Origin of the sequence: Lysinibacter sp. HNR (assembly GCF_029760935.1) — a bacterium.
Classification (GTDB): Bacteria; Actinomycetota; Actinomycetes; order Actinomycetales; family Microbacteriaceae; genus HNR.
Genome location: NZ_CP121684.1, coordinates 1 through 17,924, shown reverse-complemented (window position 1 = coordinate 17,924; position 17,924 = coordinate 1). Strand labels below are relative to the sequence as shown.

The following is a 17,924-nucleotide window of genomic DNA, read 5'->3' as shown; positions in this document are numbered from 1 at the left end:
CAGCACAAGCATCGTCTTGAAACTGCGAAACTGCGAAACCATTTTCCCAGAATATGGGAAACAACACCTGCGTGAACTAGCTCACGCCCGAGAGTAAGGGGCTAAGAGACTGAGCACGCTCGGAAGCCCCCGAGAGGCCAGCACGCTCCAGCCAGTTTCCTAGCATGTTGTATCCACCCTCGGTAAGGACCGATTCTGGATGAAATTGCACTCCGTATATTTCTGCGTCATGATGGCGCAATCCCATCACAACGCCTGACTCAGTCTCGGAGTTAACACTGAGAGAGTCAGGAACAGTGCTCCTCACCACAGCCAACGAGTGGTAACGCGTTGCCCTGAAGGGTGAGGGGACGCCGGCGTAAAAGTCGCTCGAATCGTGTACCACTTGAGAAGTTTTGCCGTGCATCAACTCTTCGGCGTGAGTTACAGTAGCACCAAAAGCCTCGGCTATAGCCTGATGTCCCAGACAGACCCCCAGGAGCGGGATTTTAGTATTAAGAGCCGCACGGACCATCTCAATCGAGACACCTGCATCTGAGGGTGTACCCGGACCCGGAGAGATCAAGACACCATCGTACTTGGCAAGCACATCCTCTGCGTCTTTGCCTAAAATAACATTGTTACGAACCACAGCGGTGTGTGCGCCCAACTGCTGGAGATAGCCGTTGAGCGTGTAGACAAAACTGTCAAAGTTATCAATTACAAGGATGCGAGTCACAGCGATTTCCTACTAGTCAACGGTTGAACCGGGATCGGGCAAGAGACTCGACACCCACGGATAAACAAAATAAAATAGAGCATAACCAACGGCAGCCACAAGAATAAGGGACTCTATTACTTTAAGCCAGGTAGGTCCGGGCAAAATTCGCCAAATCGCAGCATACATTTAAGAAATCCTTATGATTGCAAGGTTGGATCGAGGTCAATGAGCTCCTGCGGCATTCCCGCTGAGCGAGGTTGAAAACTTTCAAAAACCGCATAACCGATGGCTCGTTCCAGGCTTCCGGAAAGCTTCGGGTGACACGTTGTCATCGTAAGAATTCGGTCAACACCGGGCTGACCCTCCAGTCTCGGAAAAGGATTTAATACGTCAACCTGGGTGGGGAGCACATACTCCACGTTACGGAAACGGTAGGTGTAATAGCCGTTTTCCGTCTCAACAACAAGCGGATCTCCCACACGTAAGTTCATGATTTCACGGAACGGGGTAGGCACCCAACCGGAACGATGAGCGGCTATTGCAAAATTGCCAACTTCGCCCGGTAGCTGCGTGTTTGAGTAGTGGCCGATTCCCAGGTCGTAGTTATTAAGAACCGTTCGCACATCAGTTCCTCCACCAATTCCCGCACGGAACCCAGGCCCAAAAGCTGGCGCATACAAGATTCCAAAATGCTCCCCCGGGGCGGCGGGGGTGGGAAGGGGAATGTCCTCGTCGTACATGATTCCCTCTGCGTCTGAGGGCTGGGCGTTAGCCTCCCACTGATCACGCTGGGCCTGAGATGCTGTTGCCGTCTGGTTCGCCACAACTGTAGATGACCAAATTGGCTGCCAAACAATAAATCCCAATACCAAAACACCGGCGGTAATGAGTATTTCACCAAGAACACCGGTAACAGTCGCCTTACGTCGCTTGCGCACACGCTTTCTGGGACGCCGACGAGCTTCGTGGGCATCATTCAAGGGAGCCAAAAGCTCATCCATGTCTTTGGACTGCCCTCGCGCTGGGAGATCTGTAGGCATGAGTTAATTCTAATGGGAGCCCGCTGTAAACCGAATGGACGTTTACACAGTAATCTCTGAGATCCGCCAGTTCTTCTCGTGTTCCTGACATTCCCACTATAAATTACATTGGTGTAGTTCTCCCCAATTGTGGATAAGTATGTGAATAATTTACTTAAACACTGTGGAAAGTTTCCAATATCCAAGAGAACCTGAATATTCCCCCGCCTTAATTGGCTAAACTCTTTGGTATGGCAGCATCAAAAGAGGTTCGTAAGAAAAAATCTGACATCGAAAAATCTCGACCCGAGACAAAAACTCCCCGCGGGGAAGATGTCCCTAATCCGGTGTGGTTTAAGCCGATGATGTTTGGATTTATGCTGCTCGGACTCATCTGGATTATTGTTTTTTACCTGAGCGCAGGCGCCTCGCTGCCAATACCCGCACTCGGTCAGAGCAATATCTTTGTAGGATTTGGAATCATGTTTATCGGGTTCCTCATGGCCACTCGCTGGCGCTAACTCACACCGCCCCCACTGACACACGTACCACTCGATTCCTCCAGGAGGACCGCACCGGGGCGCCGTAAAGACGGCAGCACGGAGCTTAACCGGGCACCAACCACCGCAGAAGAATAGCATCCGGAAACGTGCGGAGGGCGCGCTCCGAATGCATCACCCAGGGTGAAAAGAGAATTACACTAGTGTATTTCTCCCCAGCTGGGGATAGTTCTGTGGATAACTTTTAACCCGGTGTGGTAAAGAATAACGCCGACGCGGGATATCCTCACCAGAAAGTATTGACCGGTAACACCCAGAACGAGAGGCTGAGCAAAATCAGCACTACGGCCCACAACGATACAAGACCGACCTGAAGCCACTTCTGAGAGGGCTTACGGGTGTAAAGATAAATGGCACCGATGACCAGGCCGCCAACAAATCCTCCCACGTGTGCCTGCCACGATATGTTCACTCCCGGCAAGAAAGTGATTCCAAAGTTAATCACCAAGAGCACCAGGAGCTGTCTCACATTGGAGCCCAATTTTTTCTGAATAACCAGAAAAGCACCCATGAGACCAAAAATCGCACCCGACGCACCCACAACGGGAGTTAGCGCATATTGCTGAGATATATACCCGGAGAGCATCACCATAACCGAACCCGCAAACCCGGAGACCAGAAAGAGGGCAATAAATCGCGCCTTGCCCAGAAAGCTCTCCAGTATGCGCCCAAATATCCACAATGAAAACATATTAAGAACAATGTGGAGAAAGAAGGTGGGGGAGTGCGAAAACATCGACGTGATCATGCGCCACGGCTCAAATATTTCGGGAAAAGAATGTAGCGGAGCGTAAAAGAGTGCCTCGGTTACACCAAAAGGCCTTCCTATCCACTGGATCGCGTAGACGACCGCACATATCGCAATGATGGTGTAAGTCACCACCGGTTTATCTGAGGTCATATAGGAGCTGACACGACGCCCCACCGAACGGGAGGGAATCTGTCCCTCCCGCACACAGGAGGGACAGAGAACACCAACGGGTGCCTGAGTCTGACACTCGGGACATATGGTGCGTCCGCAGCGCTGACACAGAACAAAACTCTGGCGATCTGGATGTCGATAACAGGTATTAGACGATTTCTCCGAAGCCTGCTGGCCATAATTCGCGCTCACGACTCTAACATGCCCCTAATAAATATTCTCAGTAGGTAAGATTTTTATGGCTAAGGATAGATTAAACGTTTGTGATGGTGACACTGTTCATCACAACATCTTCTACCGGCTTATCTGCCCCACGCGTTGCAACCGCCGCGATGGTGTCAACAACGGCACGTGACTCATCGTCAGCAACCTCACCAAAAATGGTGTGGTTACCCATCAGCCAATCGGTGTTTGCCACCGTAATAAAAAACTGTGATCCATTGGTTCCCTCTGGCTTACCAAAGCTATTCATGCGCTTACCAGCATTTGCCATAGCCAACATATAGGGCTGGGTGAAATTAAGTTCGGGGTTAATCTCATCGTCAAACGTATATCCTGGACCACCTGTGCCGGTACCTGTAGGATCTCCACCCTGAATCATAAACCCGGGAATAATACGGTGAAAAATTACACCATTATAAAAATCTTTTTCGGCAAGATCAACGAAATTCTTAACCGTCTTGGGTGCGTGATCCCCAAAAAGATTAATCGTGATTGTGCCGTGATTCGTATCGATTTTTGCTACTGCTGTGTGAAGTGCCATATAACCAATCCTAGTTGCACCCTCCTGTAGAAAGCACCAATCCCCACAACTAACAACTCACCACATTGAGCGTTAACAGATGATATTTTGTAAAGATTCGGTGTAGCGTAGTTAAAATAGGCGTCAATATCGACTCAATAAACAAGCGCCGATTTATGAAGCGGAGGAACCCACTGTGTCGCTCTCACGCAAGCGCAAGCGCGAGCTTAAAAAACTTAGGTCTCACGCACAAGATGTACTCAACGACCAAAAGGTCGTTCTGGATCAGGCTAAGCACCTCATGTTCGAGGCGGGGGTGCAGGCCAAAAATCTCTCAAACGAGCACGTCGCCCCCCGGGTGAATGAAGCCTACGAAACGGTTAGACCGACCGTGGAGAGAGTAGTAAGAAACATTCGCCGTGTTGCCGCACCCGCGGTCACAACCGCACTCATTAGTGCCATCAACACGCTGGATGCCTCAGACAACCCTCGCGCACACCGCGCATCACAGCGCATCCTTCAACTGAGCAACCAGGCAGGACTCAAAGTGAAAAAACCCAAAAAACGTTCGGCAAGAAAAGTGATTGCTCTGAGTGTGGGGCTTGCAGCAGCAGCGGGAGTGGCCTACACCCTCTGGCAAACCTTCCGCGCCGACGATGAGCTATGGATTGCGGCGGACGACTCAGAATAGTCCCCAAGCATCCGAGAGCCAGTCATTCTGGATCACAACACCCTGAACCCGTCATCTGGCGGGTTCAGTTGTTTTAAGGGGACACAGTCTTTGTTGACGAGGTTAAGCATCCCGCCCTTGGGTAGCTGAGACATAATTCAGGTAGAGGTGCAGTTACCTCAGTAAACCCCCACGGGAACCGTCAACTGCACACAGTCCGAGCGGCAGAGTAGAAGCAGGCGAGACAGAGTGACAGCGAAACGCAACAAACAGGTCATCTCTTAACCCAGGGCATTCTTGAGCGACTCGAGGTGGGCACGGCTCAGATTGGCCGCCGCCTCTGGGTCACGCGCAGCGATAGCCTTTGCTAAGTCCTGATGCGTGGCGTGGTCGGCATCACCACCGTGGGTCTTACGGATTCGAAGCATGTCGATCATCGCGCCACGAAGGCGCGGAGTGAAGCTATCGAAGAGTTCGAGCAGGATCGGGTTGTGCGCGGCAGCGACAATAGCGCGGTGGAACGCGGTGTCGGTGTCGACATGGCTTTCGATCTCGGAACGATGCTCCGCCCGCTTTCTCAGAGCCTGACGAATAGCACGAAGGCCAGCGGGCGTATGACGCTCGGCGGCAAGGGCCGCAGCCTCACACTCGATCGCAGTGCGGGCCTCAATCACCGCCAAGATATCGGCGCGGCGGAGCACCGTATCCCAATCCTCCGGTGTATCGAGCGCGGTAACAAAAACTCCGGAGCCCTGACGTGTTGAGAGCACTCCGCGCCCGGCAAGCTGACGGATCGCCTCGCGCACAGTGGAGCGGCCAACGCCGAGTTGGGGCGCAAGGGTTGTCTCGCCCGGCAGCTTCGAGCCGAGCGTCCACTCTCCGGATCTGATGCGGTCGAATAGTAAATCGGCAGCCTGATCCACGAGCGGGGTTCTCTTTACCTGTACCACATATTTATCCTAGCTTCTCTACTTGTCTGAGGAGTTGTGTTAGAGTGTCCCCATGTTCGTAATCGAGCTCCTTCTCCTTCATCGCCACGGCGGGACCTAGCCAAGACCGGCTCCCCACCGTGGAGCCGAAGCCTGTGCCGGTCGCCTGAATCCAGACGAAGGACCCCCGATGACCACCACAGCTTTCCCCCGTATCTCAACGCCCACTGGCGCCGTGCCCGATCAGGCACCATTCTGGAATCTCCAGCGCCGGTCACAAATGCCCTCGTACCGCTACTCCGATGTGTTCACGCGGGTCGAGGTTCCATTGGACGCCACAGAGCGCGACTGGCCAAATCGTCGTTTGACCGCAGCACCTCTCTGGGTGCCTGTGGATCTGCGCGACGGCAACCAGGCACTCGCCGAGCCGATGGACCCGGCCCGCAAGCGTCGCTTCTTCGAACTCATGGTGGCCATGGGTTACAAGGAAGTCGAGGTCGGGTATCCATCCGCGTCACAGACCGACTATGACTTCGTGCGTCTCATCGCAGAATCCGACATTGCACCCGAGGATGTGACAATCGTCGTGTTCACTCCAGCGCGCCGCGACCTGATCAAACGCACGGTCACCTCAATTCAGGGCATCCGCAACAACATCGTGATCCACCTGTACACCGCAACCGCGCCAACCTGGCGCAACCTGGTGCTCGGTTACGCCCCCGCCAACCTGAAACAGCTCATCCTCAACGGTTGCAGCGACGTGCTAGAGTTCGCCGGCGAAATGCCAAACGTGCGGTTCGAGTTCTCGCCCGAAGTGTTTAATCTCACTGAGCCGGGCTATGTACTCGACATCTGCGACGCCGTGACCGATATGTGGGATGCCCGACCAGAGCGCCCGGTGATCCTCAATCTGCCCGCCACCGTCGAGGTCGCCACACCAAACGTGTACGCCGATCAGATCGAGTACATGCACAAGAATCTCGCACGTCGCGACAGCGTGATCCTCTCGGTGCACCCTCACAACGATCGAGGCACCGGGATCGCCTGTGCAGAACTCGCGGTGCTTGCCGGAGCGCAGCGCGTAGAAGGTTGTATCTTCGGCAATGGTGAGCGCACCGGGAACGTCGACATCGCCACGCTCGCGCTCAACCTACACGCACAGGGGATCGACCCGATGATCGATTTCTCCGATATCAACGAGATCCGCCGCACGGTTGAATACTGCAACCGCCTTGAAATACACCCGCGGCACCCCTACGCAGGCGATCTCGTACACACGGCTTTCAGCGGCACCCATCAGGACGCAATCAAGAAGGGTTTTGCCGAGCACCGGGAACGTGCACGAAGGGAGGGGCAGCCTGAGAGCAGAATCGTCTGGCAGGTGCCCTACCTGCCGATCGACCCCGCCGACATCGGCCGCAGCTACGATGCGGTGATCCGGGTAAACTCGCAGTCTGGGAAGGGCGGCATCGCCTATCTGCTCGAAGCCGAGTACGGCATCGAGCTGCCGCGTCGCATTCAGATCGACCTTGCACGGCACGTCCAGCTGCGTACCGATACAACGGGTAACGAGATCAGCGCTACCGAGCTCTGGGAAATCTTCGAGACCGCGTATCTCCTTAAGGAATCGAACTGCATCGAACTAATCGACTATCAGACTGCGGATACCAGCGCCTCAACTCGAATCACTCTTCGAGTTGAGGATGAAGAGCACACCTCCGAGCATCAGGAAGTCAGTCCCGTAGAAGCACTCGTAACGGCACTCATCCCCCACAGCATTGACCTTGAGGTACTATCGCTGCATCGGACCTCTATCCAAGCCGCTAGGGGTTCCGAGGCGCTGATCATTCTGGAGTGTCGGATCAGCGACAAGATTCATTGGTCCGTGGGCCGGGATAAATCCGTTCCTACCGCAACACTCAAAGCCGCAATCCGCGCCGCTAACCTCGCCTAACGGCCCGTGGATCCGGATCGAGAAACAGAACCGCGTGGAGAGTTCGGGTGGTTTTTCTAACTGTGGAGCCTAGGAGAATCGAACTCCTGACATCCTGCTTGCAAAGCAGGCACTCTACCAACTGAGTTAAGGCCCCTTACGGGAAAGTTCAGTAATACTTTACCAAACTTTGTGGGGCTACCAGGACTTGAACCTGGGACCTCTTCATTATCAGTGAAGCGCTCTAACCACCTGAGCTATAGCCCCGTTTTACCAAGAAGTAACACTACCGGATTTTTCCTAAATCTCACAATCGAGCTGTAAAACCCCCGGAATTTAGGGCGTGTTCCCTCTCGGTAAATTTTTAGCTACTGGTGAATCCAAGCTGGAATCCACCCGCGATCTTTACCATAAGGTTATAAATAACAGCTGCAACAGCGCCCAGAGCGGTACCCACGATGGTGTTAAGAACCGCACCTACAATTGTGAATCCCATAACCTGTTGGATACCAAAAACGGTAGTTATGTCGAACTCATCACCGGCGATGTCAGCAAAAACACTGCCAATCTTATCAAGGCTTCCCGTTTGGGTGAGGACCGTGTAGATCAGAAAGGTTGCAACAACCATCACGATGGCTAAGCTCACTGAAAGTAGAAATGAAAACTTTACCGCAGACCAAAAGTCCACGTAAACAAGCTTAAGTCGAACCTGTTTAGCCGGCGCTTTCTTTCGCGATTTACTTGCCAGCTTATCGGCGACACTATTGCTCATCCGTACGTCCTTCGTTATTTTCTTCCGTTACAACCTCAGCTTGAGCACTGCTGTCACCGGATTCTTCGGTCTCAAGGTTACGCTCCGAGTTTCGAGCGATTCCAATAATACGATCGTTGTCTGGGAATCGTGCGAAAACAACACCCATTGTATTGCGTCCTTTCGCAGGAACCTCCGCAACCGCGGAACGAACAACTTTACCACTTGCAAGCACAACAAGCACCTCATCGGCCTCGTCTACAATCAAACCACCCACAAGATCGCCTCGATTTTCATCAAGCTTTGCTACCTTAACACCAAAACCCGAACGGTTTTGAACACGATATTCTGTCACACTCGTGCGTTTAGCGTATCCACCCTCGGTAACAACAAAGACAAAACCGTCATTGGTTACGGTATTGGCATCAAGAAGGCTGTCACCCTCACGGAAGCCCATGCCGCGCACACCGCTTGTGGAGCGTCCCATCGGCCGAAGCGCACTGTCATCCGCCGTAAAGCGAATCGACATGCCCTTGCGAGAGATCAAAAGAATATCGGAATCTTCATTCGCCAGAAGAGCCGATACCAGTTCATCGCCCTCACGCAGCTTAATCGCGATGATTCCGCCCGTTCGATTGGTGTCGTACTCGGTGAGGGCGGTTTTCTTTACCAGGCCCTCACGCGTAGCAAGAAGCAAATATTGTGCAGCCTCGTAGTTGGGGATATCGAGTATCTGAGTGATCTGCTCATCGGGTTGCAGCGCAAGGAGATTGGCTACGTGCTGGCCCTTAGAATCACGTCCTCCCTCAGGAATCTCGTAGGTTTTAGCCCGATACACACGGCCTGCGTTTGTAAAAAACAGCAGCCAGTGGTGTGTGGTTGTCACAAAAAAGTGCTCAACAATATCGTCAGCACGCAATTGAGCACCCTTCACACCCTTACCACCGCGATGCTGACTACGATAGTTGTCACTGCGGGTGCGTTTGACATAGCCGCCACGCGTAACCGTAACAACCATTTCTTCCTCGGGGATGAGATCCTCAATTGACATGTCTCCGCCGTATCCCATCAAGATTTCGGTGCGGCGCTCATCGCCAAAACGATCAACAATATCGCTGAGCTCGTCGCTCACTATTTGACGCTGACGAGCCGGTGTCACGAGGATGTTGTTGTACTCCGCGATCTTTGCGGTGAGCTCGTCTGCCTCCTCGACAATCTTTTGACGCTCCAGTGCGGCCAAACGGCGAAGCTGCATGTCGAGGATAGCCCGGGCCTGAATGTCATCAACGTCAAGCAGCTCCATCAGGCCGTCGCGGGCCTCGTCCACGGTGGGGGAGCGGCGGATCAAAGCAATAACCTCGTCGAGCGCATCCAGCGCTTTGAGATATCCGCGCAAAATATGCATACGCTCTTCGGCCCGGCGAAGACGGAACTGCGTGCGACGGACAATAACCTCGATCTGATGGGCAACCCACGCCGTAATAAATCCGCTGAGAGGGAGCGTGCGAGGAACCCCGTCCACAATCGCCAGCATATTGGCACCAAAGTTTTCCTGCAGCTGCGTGTGCTTGTACAGGTTATTGAGGACAACCTTGGGAACAGCATCACGCTTGAGCACGATGACCAGACGCTGTCCCGTACGACCGCTTGTTTCATCGCGAATATCCGCGATTCCCGCAATCCTTCCGTCTTTTACCAGATCGGCAATCTTAATAGCGAGGTTGTCCGGGTTGACCTGGTACGGAAGTTCCGTGATAACGAGGCAGGTGCGACCCTGAAGTTCCTCGACACTCACCACGGCCCGCATGGTGATGGAGCCACGACCCGTCGTGTAGGCATCCCGGATCCCCTGGGTACCTAAAATCTGGGCTCCGGTTGGGAAATCTGGCCCCTTGATACGCTCCATGAGCGCCTCGAGCAACTCCTCGCGGCTCGCCTCGGGATTGGCCAGGTGCCACAGCGCACCCTCCGAGACCTCACGCAGGTTGTGCGGGGGAATATTGGTGGCCATACCAACGGCAATGCCAACCGACCCATTGACCAAAAGATTAGGGAATCGACTCGGAAGGATGGTGGGTTCCTGCGTGCGACCATCGTAGTTGTCCTGAAAGTCGACGGTATCCTCGTCGATATCCCGAACCATCTCAAGCGCCAGAGAGGACATCTTTGTTTCGGTGTATCGGGGGGCGGCGGCACCGTCGTTACCGGGGGAGCCGAAGTTTCCCTGACCCACGGCCAACGGGTAGCGAAGGCTCCACGGCTGCACCAGGCGAACGAGTGCATCATAAATGGCGCTGTCACCGTGCGGGTGAAACTGTCCCATCACATCGCCAACCACGCGCGAACACTTGGAAAAAGCACGATCCGGGCGATATCCGCCATCATACATACCGTAGATCACCCGGCGGTGTACCGGCTTAAGGCCGTCACGAACTTCAGGTAGGGCGCGGCCAACAATAACGCTCATGGCGTAGTCGAGATAGCTGCGCTGCATCTCCATTTGAAGATCAACCTGGTTGATCTTACCGTGATCGTGTGCTGTGATTTCTTCTGCCATGTCTCTTCTCGCTCGTGAGCTTGTGGTTCAAGTGTTCCTCGGTGGGGTGGCCTGTGGCCTACCCCGGATGTCGCTGTTACCGATCGGCAACCCGTTATATGTCGAGGAAGCGCACATCCTTTGCGTTTTTCTGAATAAAGTTGCGTCGGCTCTCCACATCCTCACCCATAAGGGTGGTGAAGATCTGGTCGGCCGCCATCGCATCGTCAAGCGTGACCTGAAGCAGGGTACGACTTTCGGGAGCCATGGTTGTTTCCCAGAGCTCGTTATAGTTCATCTCACCCAGACCCTTATACCGCTGGATGCTGTTTTCTTTAGGGATGCGGTATCCCGCGGCCTGCCCTCCGGCAAGTCGCGCGTCACGCTCCTCATCACTAAAGACATACTCGTGCTCGGCATTACTCCACTTAATCCGGTACAGGGGTGGCTGCGCCAGATACACATAACCCTGATCGATGAGGGGACGCATATAGCGAAACAGCAGGGTGAGGAGCAAAGTTGTGATGTGCTGACCGTCAACATCGGCATCCGCCATGAGGACAATCTTGTGGTATCGCACTTTTTCGAGGTCAAATTCCTCGCCAATTCCCGCACCAAATGCGGTGATCATGGCCTGGACCTCAGCGTTACCCAGGGCACGATCAAGCCTTGCTTTTTCAACGTTGAGAATTTTTCCGCGCAGGGGGAGGATGGCCTGGGTTTCCGGGTTTCGTCCGAGAACCGCGGATCCACCGGCCGAGTCACCCTCCACGATGAATATTTCGGAAATAGTGGGGTCTTTGGACTGGCAATCCTTAAGCTTTCCGGGCATACCGCCACTCTCAAGGAGACTCTTACGACGGGCCGTTTCGCGAGCTTTACGAGCAGCCATGCGAGCGGTCGCAGCAGAGATTGCCTTGCGGATGATCTCTTTAGCTACATTGGGATTTCGTCCAAACCAATCGCCGAGTTGATCACCCGTAACCTTTTGCACAAAGGCTTTTGCCTCGGTATTACCGAGTTTTGTTTTGGTCTGGCCCTCAAATTGAGGTTCGCCGAGTTTAATTGACACTACGGCGGTGAGGCCCTCGCGCACGTCATCACCGGAGAGGTTTTCATCTTTATCGCGCAGAAGATTTTTCTCGCGCGCATATTTATTCACCAGGGTAGTAAGAGCGGCACGAAAACCCTCCTCGTGGGTTCCACCCTCGTGCGTGTTGATGGTGTTTGCGTAGGTGTGAACGCTTTCCGTATAGGCAGTTGTCCACTGCATAGCAACCTCAAGCGCGATTTTTTTCTCGGTATCTTCGAGTTCAAACGAAATAATATCGTTGTTCACAATCTCGGCGCGTTTGGTGTTATTAAGGAAGGTGACATAGTCAACCAGGCCGTTTTCATAGAGGAAAGTATCACTGCGAAGCTGCGGCTCCTGTGTCTCGCTGCCGTCTTCCTCTTCTTTGGGATCGGGATCCTGCACACGTTCATCCGTAATGCTGATACTCAGCCCCTTGTTAAGAAAGGCCATCTGCTGAAAACGGTTACGCAGGTTTTCGTAATCAAACTCTACGGTTTCAAAAATGTCGGGACTCGGCCAAAAAGTGATTGTGGTTCCAGACTCCTCCGAGGCCTCTCCTTTTTCGAGAGGGGCGTCGGGTACTCCCAGGGTAAATCGCTGACGGTATACGTTTCCCTGACGACGAACTTCAACCTCAAGGTTGGTGGAGAGCGCGTTTACCACGGAGCTTCCCACACCGTGGAGTCCACCGGAGACGGCATAACCGCCGCCACCAAATTTTCCACCCGCGTGGAGAATAGTCAGCACAACCTCAACCGTTGATTTCTTTTCAACGGGGTGGATATCGACGGGAATACCACGTCCATTATCAACCACACGAATTCCACCGTCTTCTAAAATGGTGACATCAATGTGATCGCAGTATCCGGCAAGTGCCTCATCAACCGAGTTATCCACAATTTCATACACAAGGTGGTGAAGACCGCGAGGACCCGTTGACCCAATGTACATACCGGGTCGCTTTCTTACCGCCTCAAGTCCCTCAAGAACCTGAATATCTCCGGCTCCGTACTCGTTTTCATTCTGATCCGGTGTAGCTTCGGGACTCATATAGAAACGTTTCTCCTGACATGGAATATCCGACCATTAAGTCTACCAAGTTAAGAGATGAAAAATCTCCTAATCTGCAATCTAAGGGCAGATTCTTTTGCGGGTGACCTAATTTGCGCCCCTACCCATAGGTATCACGTGGGCCACGCCCTGGAACCGATCTGAACCCGTGTTTCCAGGAAGGTACGTCCGGCCCCAGAAAACGAATTGTTTCCACCTTGGCTTCCGGATACCTCAACGCTATCTGCTGCAAAATGGTGGATCGCATCAATCGCAGCTCGGTCGCCCACGCGGTTGAATCACACTGAATAACCAAAACACCGTCTTTAAGATCCACCGGATGTGAGTGCTCCGCCATGTTTTCACCGGCGATACTGCTCCAGCCAATAAGTACTTGCGACTGAGCCAGTTCAGACACCCAACCCAATTGACGGCTGAGACTTCCAATGGTTGATCCGATTGAATGTGGATCTCGTCCCGCGTCAAACGGCAGTGATCCACCTCGTTTTTCCGATTTATCTCGCGGACGACTACTGTGCTTCTTGCCCGACCAAATTTGTTTCAGGTGACGATAAAATCGGGTGGCTTCACTATCCATATCTTCTGAGGAATGACCGGTTTGTGTCACGAGTCATCACCGCTGTGGAAAACAGGGCCTTGAGGGAAACCGGCCTGAGGAACACCACTTTGAGGAACGCTATCTTGAGGAACGCTAAGAACATCCTGAAGAACAGTACCCTCTGTGACTCGAATGATGTTCCACGTGAAACCTTCGGGGATATCTTCCTCCACGGCGGCCGTAACAATCACCTGCTCATAATCGCTAATCGCACTCAAAAGACGCTCACGGCGACGCAGATCTAATTCCGCAAAGACATCATCCAGAATAAGTACGGGATCACCCGTTGTGCTGGTTGCCCGAACTCGCTCCGCTGAACCTAATCGAAGCGCCAGAGCGTACGACCAAGATTCTCCGTGACTTGCGTACCCTCTCACGGGTAATCCGTTAAGTTCCAGAAAAAGATCGTCACGATGCGGTCCCACCAGGGTAAGGGCGCGCTCAATTTCTCTGGGACGCAGTTGTTGAAGAGCTGCACGAAAAAGGTGAGGTGTTGAAGATTTAAGATCGACAGAAAGGGAAGGACGTTCATGAGCAGAAAGCACCCGATCCGGTTTTTCCTGAGGCTCCGCATCATCGGAATCAATGCTGCGGATGATGGTCATGCGCGGCGAGTGATCGTCATTCGCGATTTGACGGTATGCACGTTGCACGGGGTGCTGTAATTCCCTTATCAAAGATGCTCGGGCATCCATAATCTCTGACCCCAGAGCAACCAAACGATCATCCCACACATCAAGAGTGGAAAATTCAGTGGTTTTACCCCCGATGGAGCGTATTGACTTAAGAAGTGAGTTTCTCTGTTTAACCACGCGGTCGTAATCGGCAAAAACTTCGATCATGCGCGGTGAATGAGCAATAACTCGCTCATCCATAAACCTGCGACGCAGGGAAGGGTCGCCCCGAACAATACTCAAATCCTCTGGAGCAAAAAGAATACTCGAAAAATATCGAGGAAGCTCTCGTGGCTTACTCGCTCCGCGATTTATCTGCGCTCTATTTGCAGCAGACCTATTGATCTGAAGCTCAAGCAAAACCTCACGTTTCTCGTGTGCAACCCGCATCCTCATAATTGCGGCATCCTGGCCTTTACGAATAAGAGCTTGATCACCAGAAACACGGTGTGAACTGAGGGTAGAAAAATAACCGATTGCCTCTATCAGGTTAGTTTTACCCTGGCCGTTTCTCCCCAGCAAAAGGTTTGGCCCGACTTCAAGTGTCAGGTTCCCGGTGACATAGTTGCGATAGTCGGTCACGCTCAGGTGAGTGACCCTCATTCGATCACGCCCTCCGACGGCTTACCTAAGAAGAAGGTTGGGTTGCAATAGGTATTTATAGCTATCGAGTCCCGCCTCGTCTTTGCTGGTTTGGCTCGTAATCAAAACCGGTCCCGGCTTGTTAGGGTTATCCGTTTTGGTAAAGGAGATTCGTGCGTACTCAGAGTGGGCAGAACGAAGACCATCGAGCAAAAATTGAGGTTTAAGCGACACTGTTGTATCGTCACCCACCAGGTGAACATCGATTGTTTCGGATGCCTGGGCCGCCTCGGAACCCGCAGCCTCCAGCGTGACCTTACCCTCCACAAAGCTAAAACGAAGAGCCGCTTCACGCTCAAGAACAAGGCCCACCCGGTTGGTAGCTTCAATCAAATCGTTTGTGTTAACAACCGCGTAGTTATCAACAGTTTCCGGGAAAAGGCGACGCACCGGAGGAAAGTTTCCCTTGATGAGGAGCGACGTTACGGTTTTACGATCCGCAGAAAACGAGATGAGTTCGCGCTCATCCCTGCTGACGATTGCGACAGAAACAGTTTTACTCTGGGCAAAAGTTTTTCCCACCTCGGCCACAATCCGGGCCGGAACCAAAGCAGTAAGCTGCTCAGCATCAATGGAATTTTCCCAGTCAATCTCACGCACCGCCACACGGTAGCGATCTGTTGCAATCAGACTGAGGTTATTTTCATTAATTTCAAACTGAACTCCCGTGATCACCGGGGTGACATCGTCTTTCGAAGCGGCAAGAGAGACCTGAGAGATTGCGGCCGCAAAATCGTCACCGGGAACAAGACCGGACACGGTATCTACGCTGGGGACGGTGGGATACTCATCAACCGGCATAGCGGGAAGGCTAAAGGATGCCGAACCACACTTCACCTGAACACGGCCTTCTTCGGTTGAGATAATGACGGGTGCCTGAGGAAGCTTATTTGCTATGTCGTTTAGAAGACGGCCCGATACCAGAGCCCTCCCTCCGACTTCAATGTCTGCCGAAACCTCTGTCCGGGCAGAAACCTCGTAATCGAAAGATGAAAAAGTAAGGGTCGAACCATCAGCTTCAATAAGCGCGCCGCTCAAGAGAGGCAGTGTGGTTCGCTGCGGAAGAAGCTTTACAACAAATGACACTGCGTCGCTGAAGACATCTCGATTGACGGTAAATTTCACTCGGGTCACCCCTGTGGCTCAGTAGAAGACTATTTTAACTACACAAATGTGCACAACAATCCTCGCACATTCGCTGGGGTCCTAGCGAGGGGAGTTGTAAACAACCCATAATTTTAGAGCTTCTTCCACAGGGAATCACAAAAATATATTGACCTTGCACCCAGTCACAGCACAAATTTTTGCGGTCTTCCCCATATAAGATGTGGATAACTTCTAGAAATTTTCTTAATCCTGTTGAAATCTCAGGTTCAGCTGTGGAATTGAGAGTTGCCTATCGTGACCTGTTCTACAGCGTAATACCGGGATTCTACAGATCCTCAACAACTCACACGAGTGTAGTTCCCTAGAAAAATATGGCCTTTCGGGAGTTATCCACATTTTCCACAGGGGTTAAGACTATTAATTAAAACTTAATTAATTAAGCTCAATCGATAACTTTCTCCCAGTGCGACAGAAAATTTATTTCTGAGTATTCATCCCACTTATAAAAACAGTGTGAATCTCTCATTGAACAGACCGCTTCAGTCTGTGTGAGTCACACCCAGCAGAATAAGAAAACTAACGACTCGTTTGTTTGATGCGACTGGTGAGCTCAGTGACCTGATTGTAAATTGACCGACGCTCTTTCATCAGCTCACTGATTTTTTTATTTGCGTACATCACGGTGGTGTGATCACGTCCACCAAATAATTGACCAATTTTGGGAAGTGAAAGATTAGTAAGTTCTCGACACAAATACATAGCAATCTGACGAGCGGTTGCTAGCGTCTGGGAACGCGAGGAACCGTAAAGATCATCAACACTGAGTTTAAAATAATCAGCCGTGTGATTAATGATGTCGATTGGTGAAATGACATTATCTTCGTCAAGCGTTATCAAATCTTTCAGCACTGTTTGCACAAGAGGAAGATCGACAACCTGACGGTTAAGACTTGCAAAAGCAGTAACACGGATGAGTGTTCCCTCCAACTCACGAATATTGGAGGATGCTTTTGACGCTATGTACTCCATAATTTCATCGGAAACCTGAAGTTGATCATTTTGTGCTTTTTTTCGGAGAATTGCGATACGGGTTTCTAAATCAGGAGTTTGCACATCGGTGATGAGACCCCACTCAAAACGGGAACGCATTCGGTCCTCAAACCCGGTGAGCTGTTTGGGCGGGAGATCACTGGTGATGACTAATTGTTTATTGTGATCGTGGAGCGTGTTAAAAGTGTGGAAAAATGCCTCCTGGGTCTCGGCTTTTCCCTGAAGGAATTGAATATCGTCGATGAGGAGGATGTCGATGTTGCGGTATCGGGAGTGAAACTCGTTTCCCTGGTTATTTGCAATTGAGTTAATAAAATCGTTGGTGAACTCTTCACTACTCACATATCGAACGCGAATTCCTCGATAGAGGCTCTGCGCATAGTGACCTATTGCGTGTAGAAGGTGAGTTTTACCAAGTCCGGATTCACCATAGACAAACAATGGGTTGTATGCCTTAGCCGGGGCTTCGGCAACAGCAACAGCTGCCGCGTGCGCAAAACGATTTGAGCCACCGATAACAAAGTTATCAAAACTGTATTTGGGATTTAATCGACTATTTTCAATGCTTTGTTGTGGCTCTTCTGTACTCGCCGAGGTTTTTTCTTTGAGCTGGGGTGGGTTCTTATCGTCGTGGTTCGATACAGCCTGCGAGTGAGAATCACCATGTTCCGATTCGATCTCGGGATTTACTACAACCGCAAACGTGTTAATTCCTGATGTGGTACCCACATCAGTGATGGCCTTCATGAGAGGTGCCCGTAGCCGATGCTCGATCATGCTTCTTGTGAAGTCGTTTGGTACCTCGAGATAGATTGTTCCAGCCATTACACCGCGTGGTTCTGCAAGGGTAACAAAACCTCGCATAGCGGGTGTAACACGCTCGTCTGAGATGAGAGCATCGACAATTGTCGACCACGCCCAGGTAACATCATTTGGGCTAGACAT

At 52.1% G+C, this 17,924-nt stretch carries 16 protein-coding genes and 2 tRNA genes; 3 read left to right on the top strand and 15 right to left on the bottom strand.

The genetic code is table 11. The annotated features are described in order from the left end of the window. Nucleotides 1-76 precede the first annotated feature (76 nt). The 3 genes from FrondiHNR_RS00090 to FrondiHNR_RS00080 are packed head-to-tail and all read right to left on the bottom strand — an operon-like array spanning nucleotide 77 to nucleotide 1,740. Entirely contained in the window at nucleotides 77-718 is a 642-nt protein-coding gene (locus FrondiHNR_RS00090; protein ID WP_279353225.1) for a gamma-glutamyl-gamma-aminobutyrate hydrolase family protein, read from the bottom strand. A gap of 12 nt (nucleotides 719-730) precedes the next feature. Beyond that, on the bottom strand, nucleotides 731-886 hold the full coding sequence (locus FrondiHNR_RS00085; RefSeq protein WP_279353224.1) for a hypothetical protein: 156 nt from the start codon (nucleotides 884-886) through the stop codon (nucleotides 731-733). A gap of 11 nt (nucleotides 887-897) precedes the next feature. Continuing rightward, the gene (locus FrondiHNR_RS00080) at nucleotides 898-1,740 is read right to left on the bottom strand and encodes a class E sortase (RefSeq protein ID WP_279353223.1); all 843 of its coding nucleotides are present in this window, start codon (nucleotides 1,738-1,740) and stop codon (nucleotides 898-900) included. A gap of 230 nt (nucleotides 1,741-1,970) precedes the next feature. Between FrondiHNR_RS00080 and FrondiHNR_RS00075 the strand changes: the two genes are divergently transcribed. Continuing rightward, nucleotides 1,971-2,240 carry a cell division protein CrgA gene (locus tag FrondiHNR_RS00075; protein WP_279353222.1) on the top strand — a complete coding sequence of 90 codons (270 nt, stop codon included), beginning with the start codon at nucleotides 1,971-1,973 and terminating at the stop codon, nucleotides 2,238-2,240. A 265-nt stretch (nucleotides 2,241-2,505) separates the two neighbouring features. On the opposite strand, the gene FrondiHNR_RS00070 is transcribed toward FrondiHNR_RS00075, so the two are convergent. Then, on the bottom strand, nucleotides 2,506-3,393 hold the full coding sequence (locus tag FrondiHNR_RS00070) for a rhomboid family intramembrane serine protease (RefSeq protein WP_279353221.1): 888 nt from the start codon (nucleotides 3,391-3,393) through the stop codon (nucleotides 2,506-2,508). A 61-nt stretch (nucleotides 3,394-3,454) separates the two neighbouring features. Next, nucleotides 3,455-3,964 (bottom strand): peptidylprolyl isomerase, encoded by a 510-nt coding sequence (locus FrondiHNR_RS00065; protein ID WP_279353220.1) that lies wholly within the window; start codon nucleotides 3,962-3,964, stop codon nucleotides 3,455-3,457. Between the two features lie 175 nt (nucleotides 3,965-4,139). On the opposite strand from FrondiHNR_RS00065, the gene FrondiHNR_RS00060 reads away from it, so the two are divergent. Next, nucleotides 4,140-4,634, top strand: coding sequence for a DNA/RNA helicase (locus FrondiHNR_RS00060; protein WP_279353219.1), 495 nt, complete (start codon nucleotides 4,140-4,142; stop codon nucleotides 4,632-4,634). Between the two features lie 260 nt (nucleotides 4,635-4,894). On the opposite strand, the gene FrondiHNR_RS00055 is transcribed toward FrondiHNR_RS00060, so the two are convergent. Beyond that, on the bottom strand, nucleotides 4,895-5,563 hold the full coding sequence (locus FrondiHNR_RS00055; RefSeq protein WP_279353218.1) for a FadR/GntR family transcriptional regulator: 669 nt from the start codon (nucleotides 5,561-5,563) through the stop codon (nucleotides 4,895-4,897). A 259-nt stretch (nucleotides 5,564-5,822) separates the two neighbouring features. Between FrondiHNR_RS00055 and FrondiHNR_RS00050 the strand changes: the two genes are divergently transcribed. Beyond that, complete coding sequence (locus FrondiHNR_RS00050) at nucleotides 5,823-7,496, top strand: 2-isopropylmalate synthase (protein WP_347567138.1); 1,674 nt, start codon at nucleotides 5,823-5,825, stop codon at nucleotides 7,494-7,496. Between the two features lie 63 nt (nucleotides 7,497-7,559). Here the strand turns inward: FrondiHNR_RS00050 and FrondiHNR_RS00045 are convergent. The 9 genes from FrondiHNR_RS00045 to dnaA form a co-directional block, all read right to left on the bottom strand. Continuing rightward, a tRNA-Ala gene (locus tag FrondiHNR_RS00045) sits at nucleotides 7,560-7,632 on the bottom strand. A 36-nt stretch (nucleotides 7,633-7,668) separates the two neighbouring features. Beyond that, a tRNA-Ile gene (locus FrondiHNR_RS00040) sits at nucleotides 7,669-7,742 on the bottom strand. Between the two features lie 97 nt (nucleotides 7,743-7,839). After that, complete coding sequence (locus FrondiHNR_RS00035; protein WP_279353216.1) at nucleotides 7,840-8,247, bottom strand: DUF3566 domain-containing protein; 408 nt, start codon at nucleotides 8,245-8,247, stop codon at nucleotides 7,840-7,842. Beyond that, on the bottom strand, nucleotides 8,237-10,783 hold the full coding sequence (gene gyrA, locus FrondiHNR_RS00030; protein ID WP_279353215.1) for a DNA gyrase subunit A: 2,547 nt from the start codon (nucleotides 10,781-10,783) through the stop codon (nucleotides 8,237-8,239). The genes FrondiHNR_RS00035 and gyrA overlap by 11 nt, the downstream gene beginning before the upstream one ends. Before the next feature lie 94 nt (nucleotides 10,784-10,877). Continuing rightward, on the bottom strand, nucleotides 10,878-12,887 hold the full coding sequence (gene gyrB / locus FrondiHNR_RS00025) for a DNA topoisomerase (ATP-hydrolyzing) subunit B (protein WP_279353214.1): 2,010 nt from the start codon (nucleotides 12,885-12,887) through the stop codon (nucleotides 10,878-10,880). A gap of 121 nt (nucleotides 12,888-13,008) precedes the next feature. Next, a complete protein-coding gene (locus FrondiHNR_RS00020; protein ID WP_279353213.1) occupies nucleotides 13,009-13,515 on the bottom strand; it encodes a DciA family protein in 507 nt (168 codons plus the stop codon). Next, nucleotides 13,512-14,783 carry a DNA replication/repair protein RecF gene (gene recF, locus FrondiHNR_RS00015; RefSeq protein WP_279353212.1) on the bottom strand — a complete coding sequence of 424 codons (1,272 nt, stop codon included), beginning with the start codon at nucleotides 14,781-14,783 and terminating at the stop codon, nucleotides 13,512-13,514. The genes FrondiHNR_RS00020 and recF overlap by 4 nt, the downstream gene beginning before the upstream one ends. Before the next feature lie 21 nt (nucleotides 14,784-14,804). Further along, a complete protein-coding gene (dnaN, locus tag FrondiHNR_RS00010; protein ID WP_279353211.1) occupies nucleotides 14,805-15,947 on the bottom strand; it encodes a DNA polymerase III subunit beta in 1,143 nt (380 codons plus the stop codon). Nucleotides 15,948-16,505: 558 nt separating this feature from the next. Continuing rightward, nucleotides 16,506-17,924 (bottom strand): chromosomal replication initiator protein DnaA, encoded by a 1,419-nt coding sequence (gene dnaA, locus FrondiHNR_RS00005; RefSeq protein WP_279353210.1) that lies wholly within the window; start codon nucleotides 17,922-17,924, stop codon nucleotides 16,506-16,508.

Excerpts from the sequence above, each read along its gene's own strand:
- FrondiHNR_RS00075 (WP_279353222.1), top strand. The coding sequence starts at position 1,971 with ATGGCAGCATCAAAAGAGGTTCGTAAGAAAAAATCTGACATCGAAAAA.
- FrondiHNR_RS00050 (WP_347567138.1), top strand. The coding sequence starts at position 5,823 with ATGCCCTCGTACCGCTACTCCGATGTGTTCACGCGGGTCGAGGTTCCA.
- FrondiHNR_RS00080 (WP_279353223.1), bottom strand. The coding sequence starts at position 1,740 with ATGCCTACAGATCTCCCAGCGCGAGGGCAGTCCAAAGACATGGATGAG.
- FrondiHNR_RS00085 (WP_279353224.1), bottom strand. The coding sequence starts at position 886 with ATGTATGCTGCGATTTGGCGAATTTTGCCCGGACCTACCTGGCTTAAA.
- dnaA (WP_279353210.1), bottom strand. The coding sequence starts at position 17,924 with ATGTCTAGCCCAAATGATGTTACCTGGGCGTGGTCGACAATTGTCGAT.
- gyrB (WP_279353214.1), bottom strand. The coding sequence starts at position 12,887 with ATGAGTCCCGAAGCTACACCGGATCAGAATGAAAACGAGTACGGAGCC.
- FrondiHNR_RS00035 (WP_279353216.1), bottom strand. The coding sequence starts at position 8,247 with ATGAGCAATAGTGTCGCCGATAAGCTGGCAAGTAAATCGCGAAAGAAA.
- FrondiHNR_RS00065 (WP_279353220.1), bottom strand. The coding sequence starts at position 3,964 with ATGGCACTTCACACAGCAGTAGCAAAAATCGATACGAATCACGGCACA.
- recF (WP_279353212.1), bottom strand. The coding sequence starts at position 14,783 with ATGAGGGTCACTCACCTGAGCGTGACCGACTATCGCAACTATGTCACC.
- gyrA (WP_279353215.1), bottom strand. The coding sequence starts at position 10,783 with ATGGCAGAAGAAATCACAGCACACGATCACGGTAAGATCAACCAGGTT.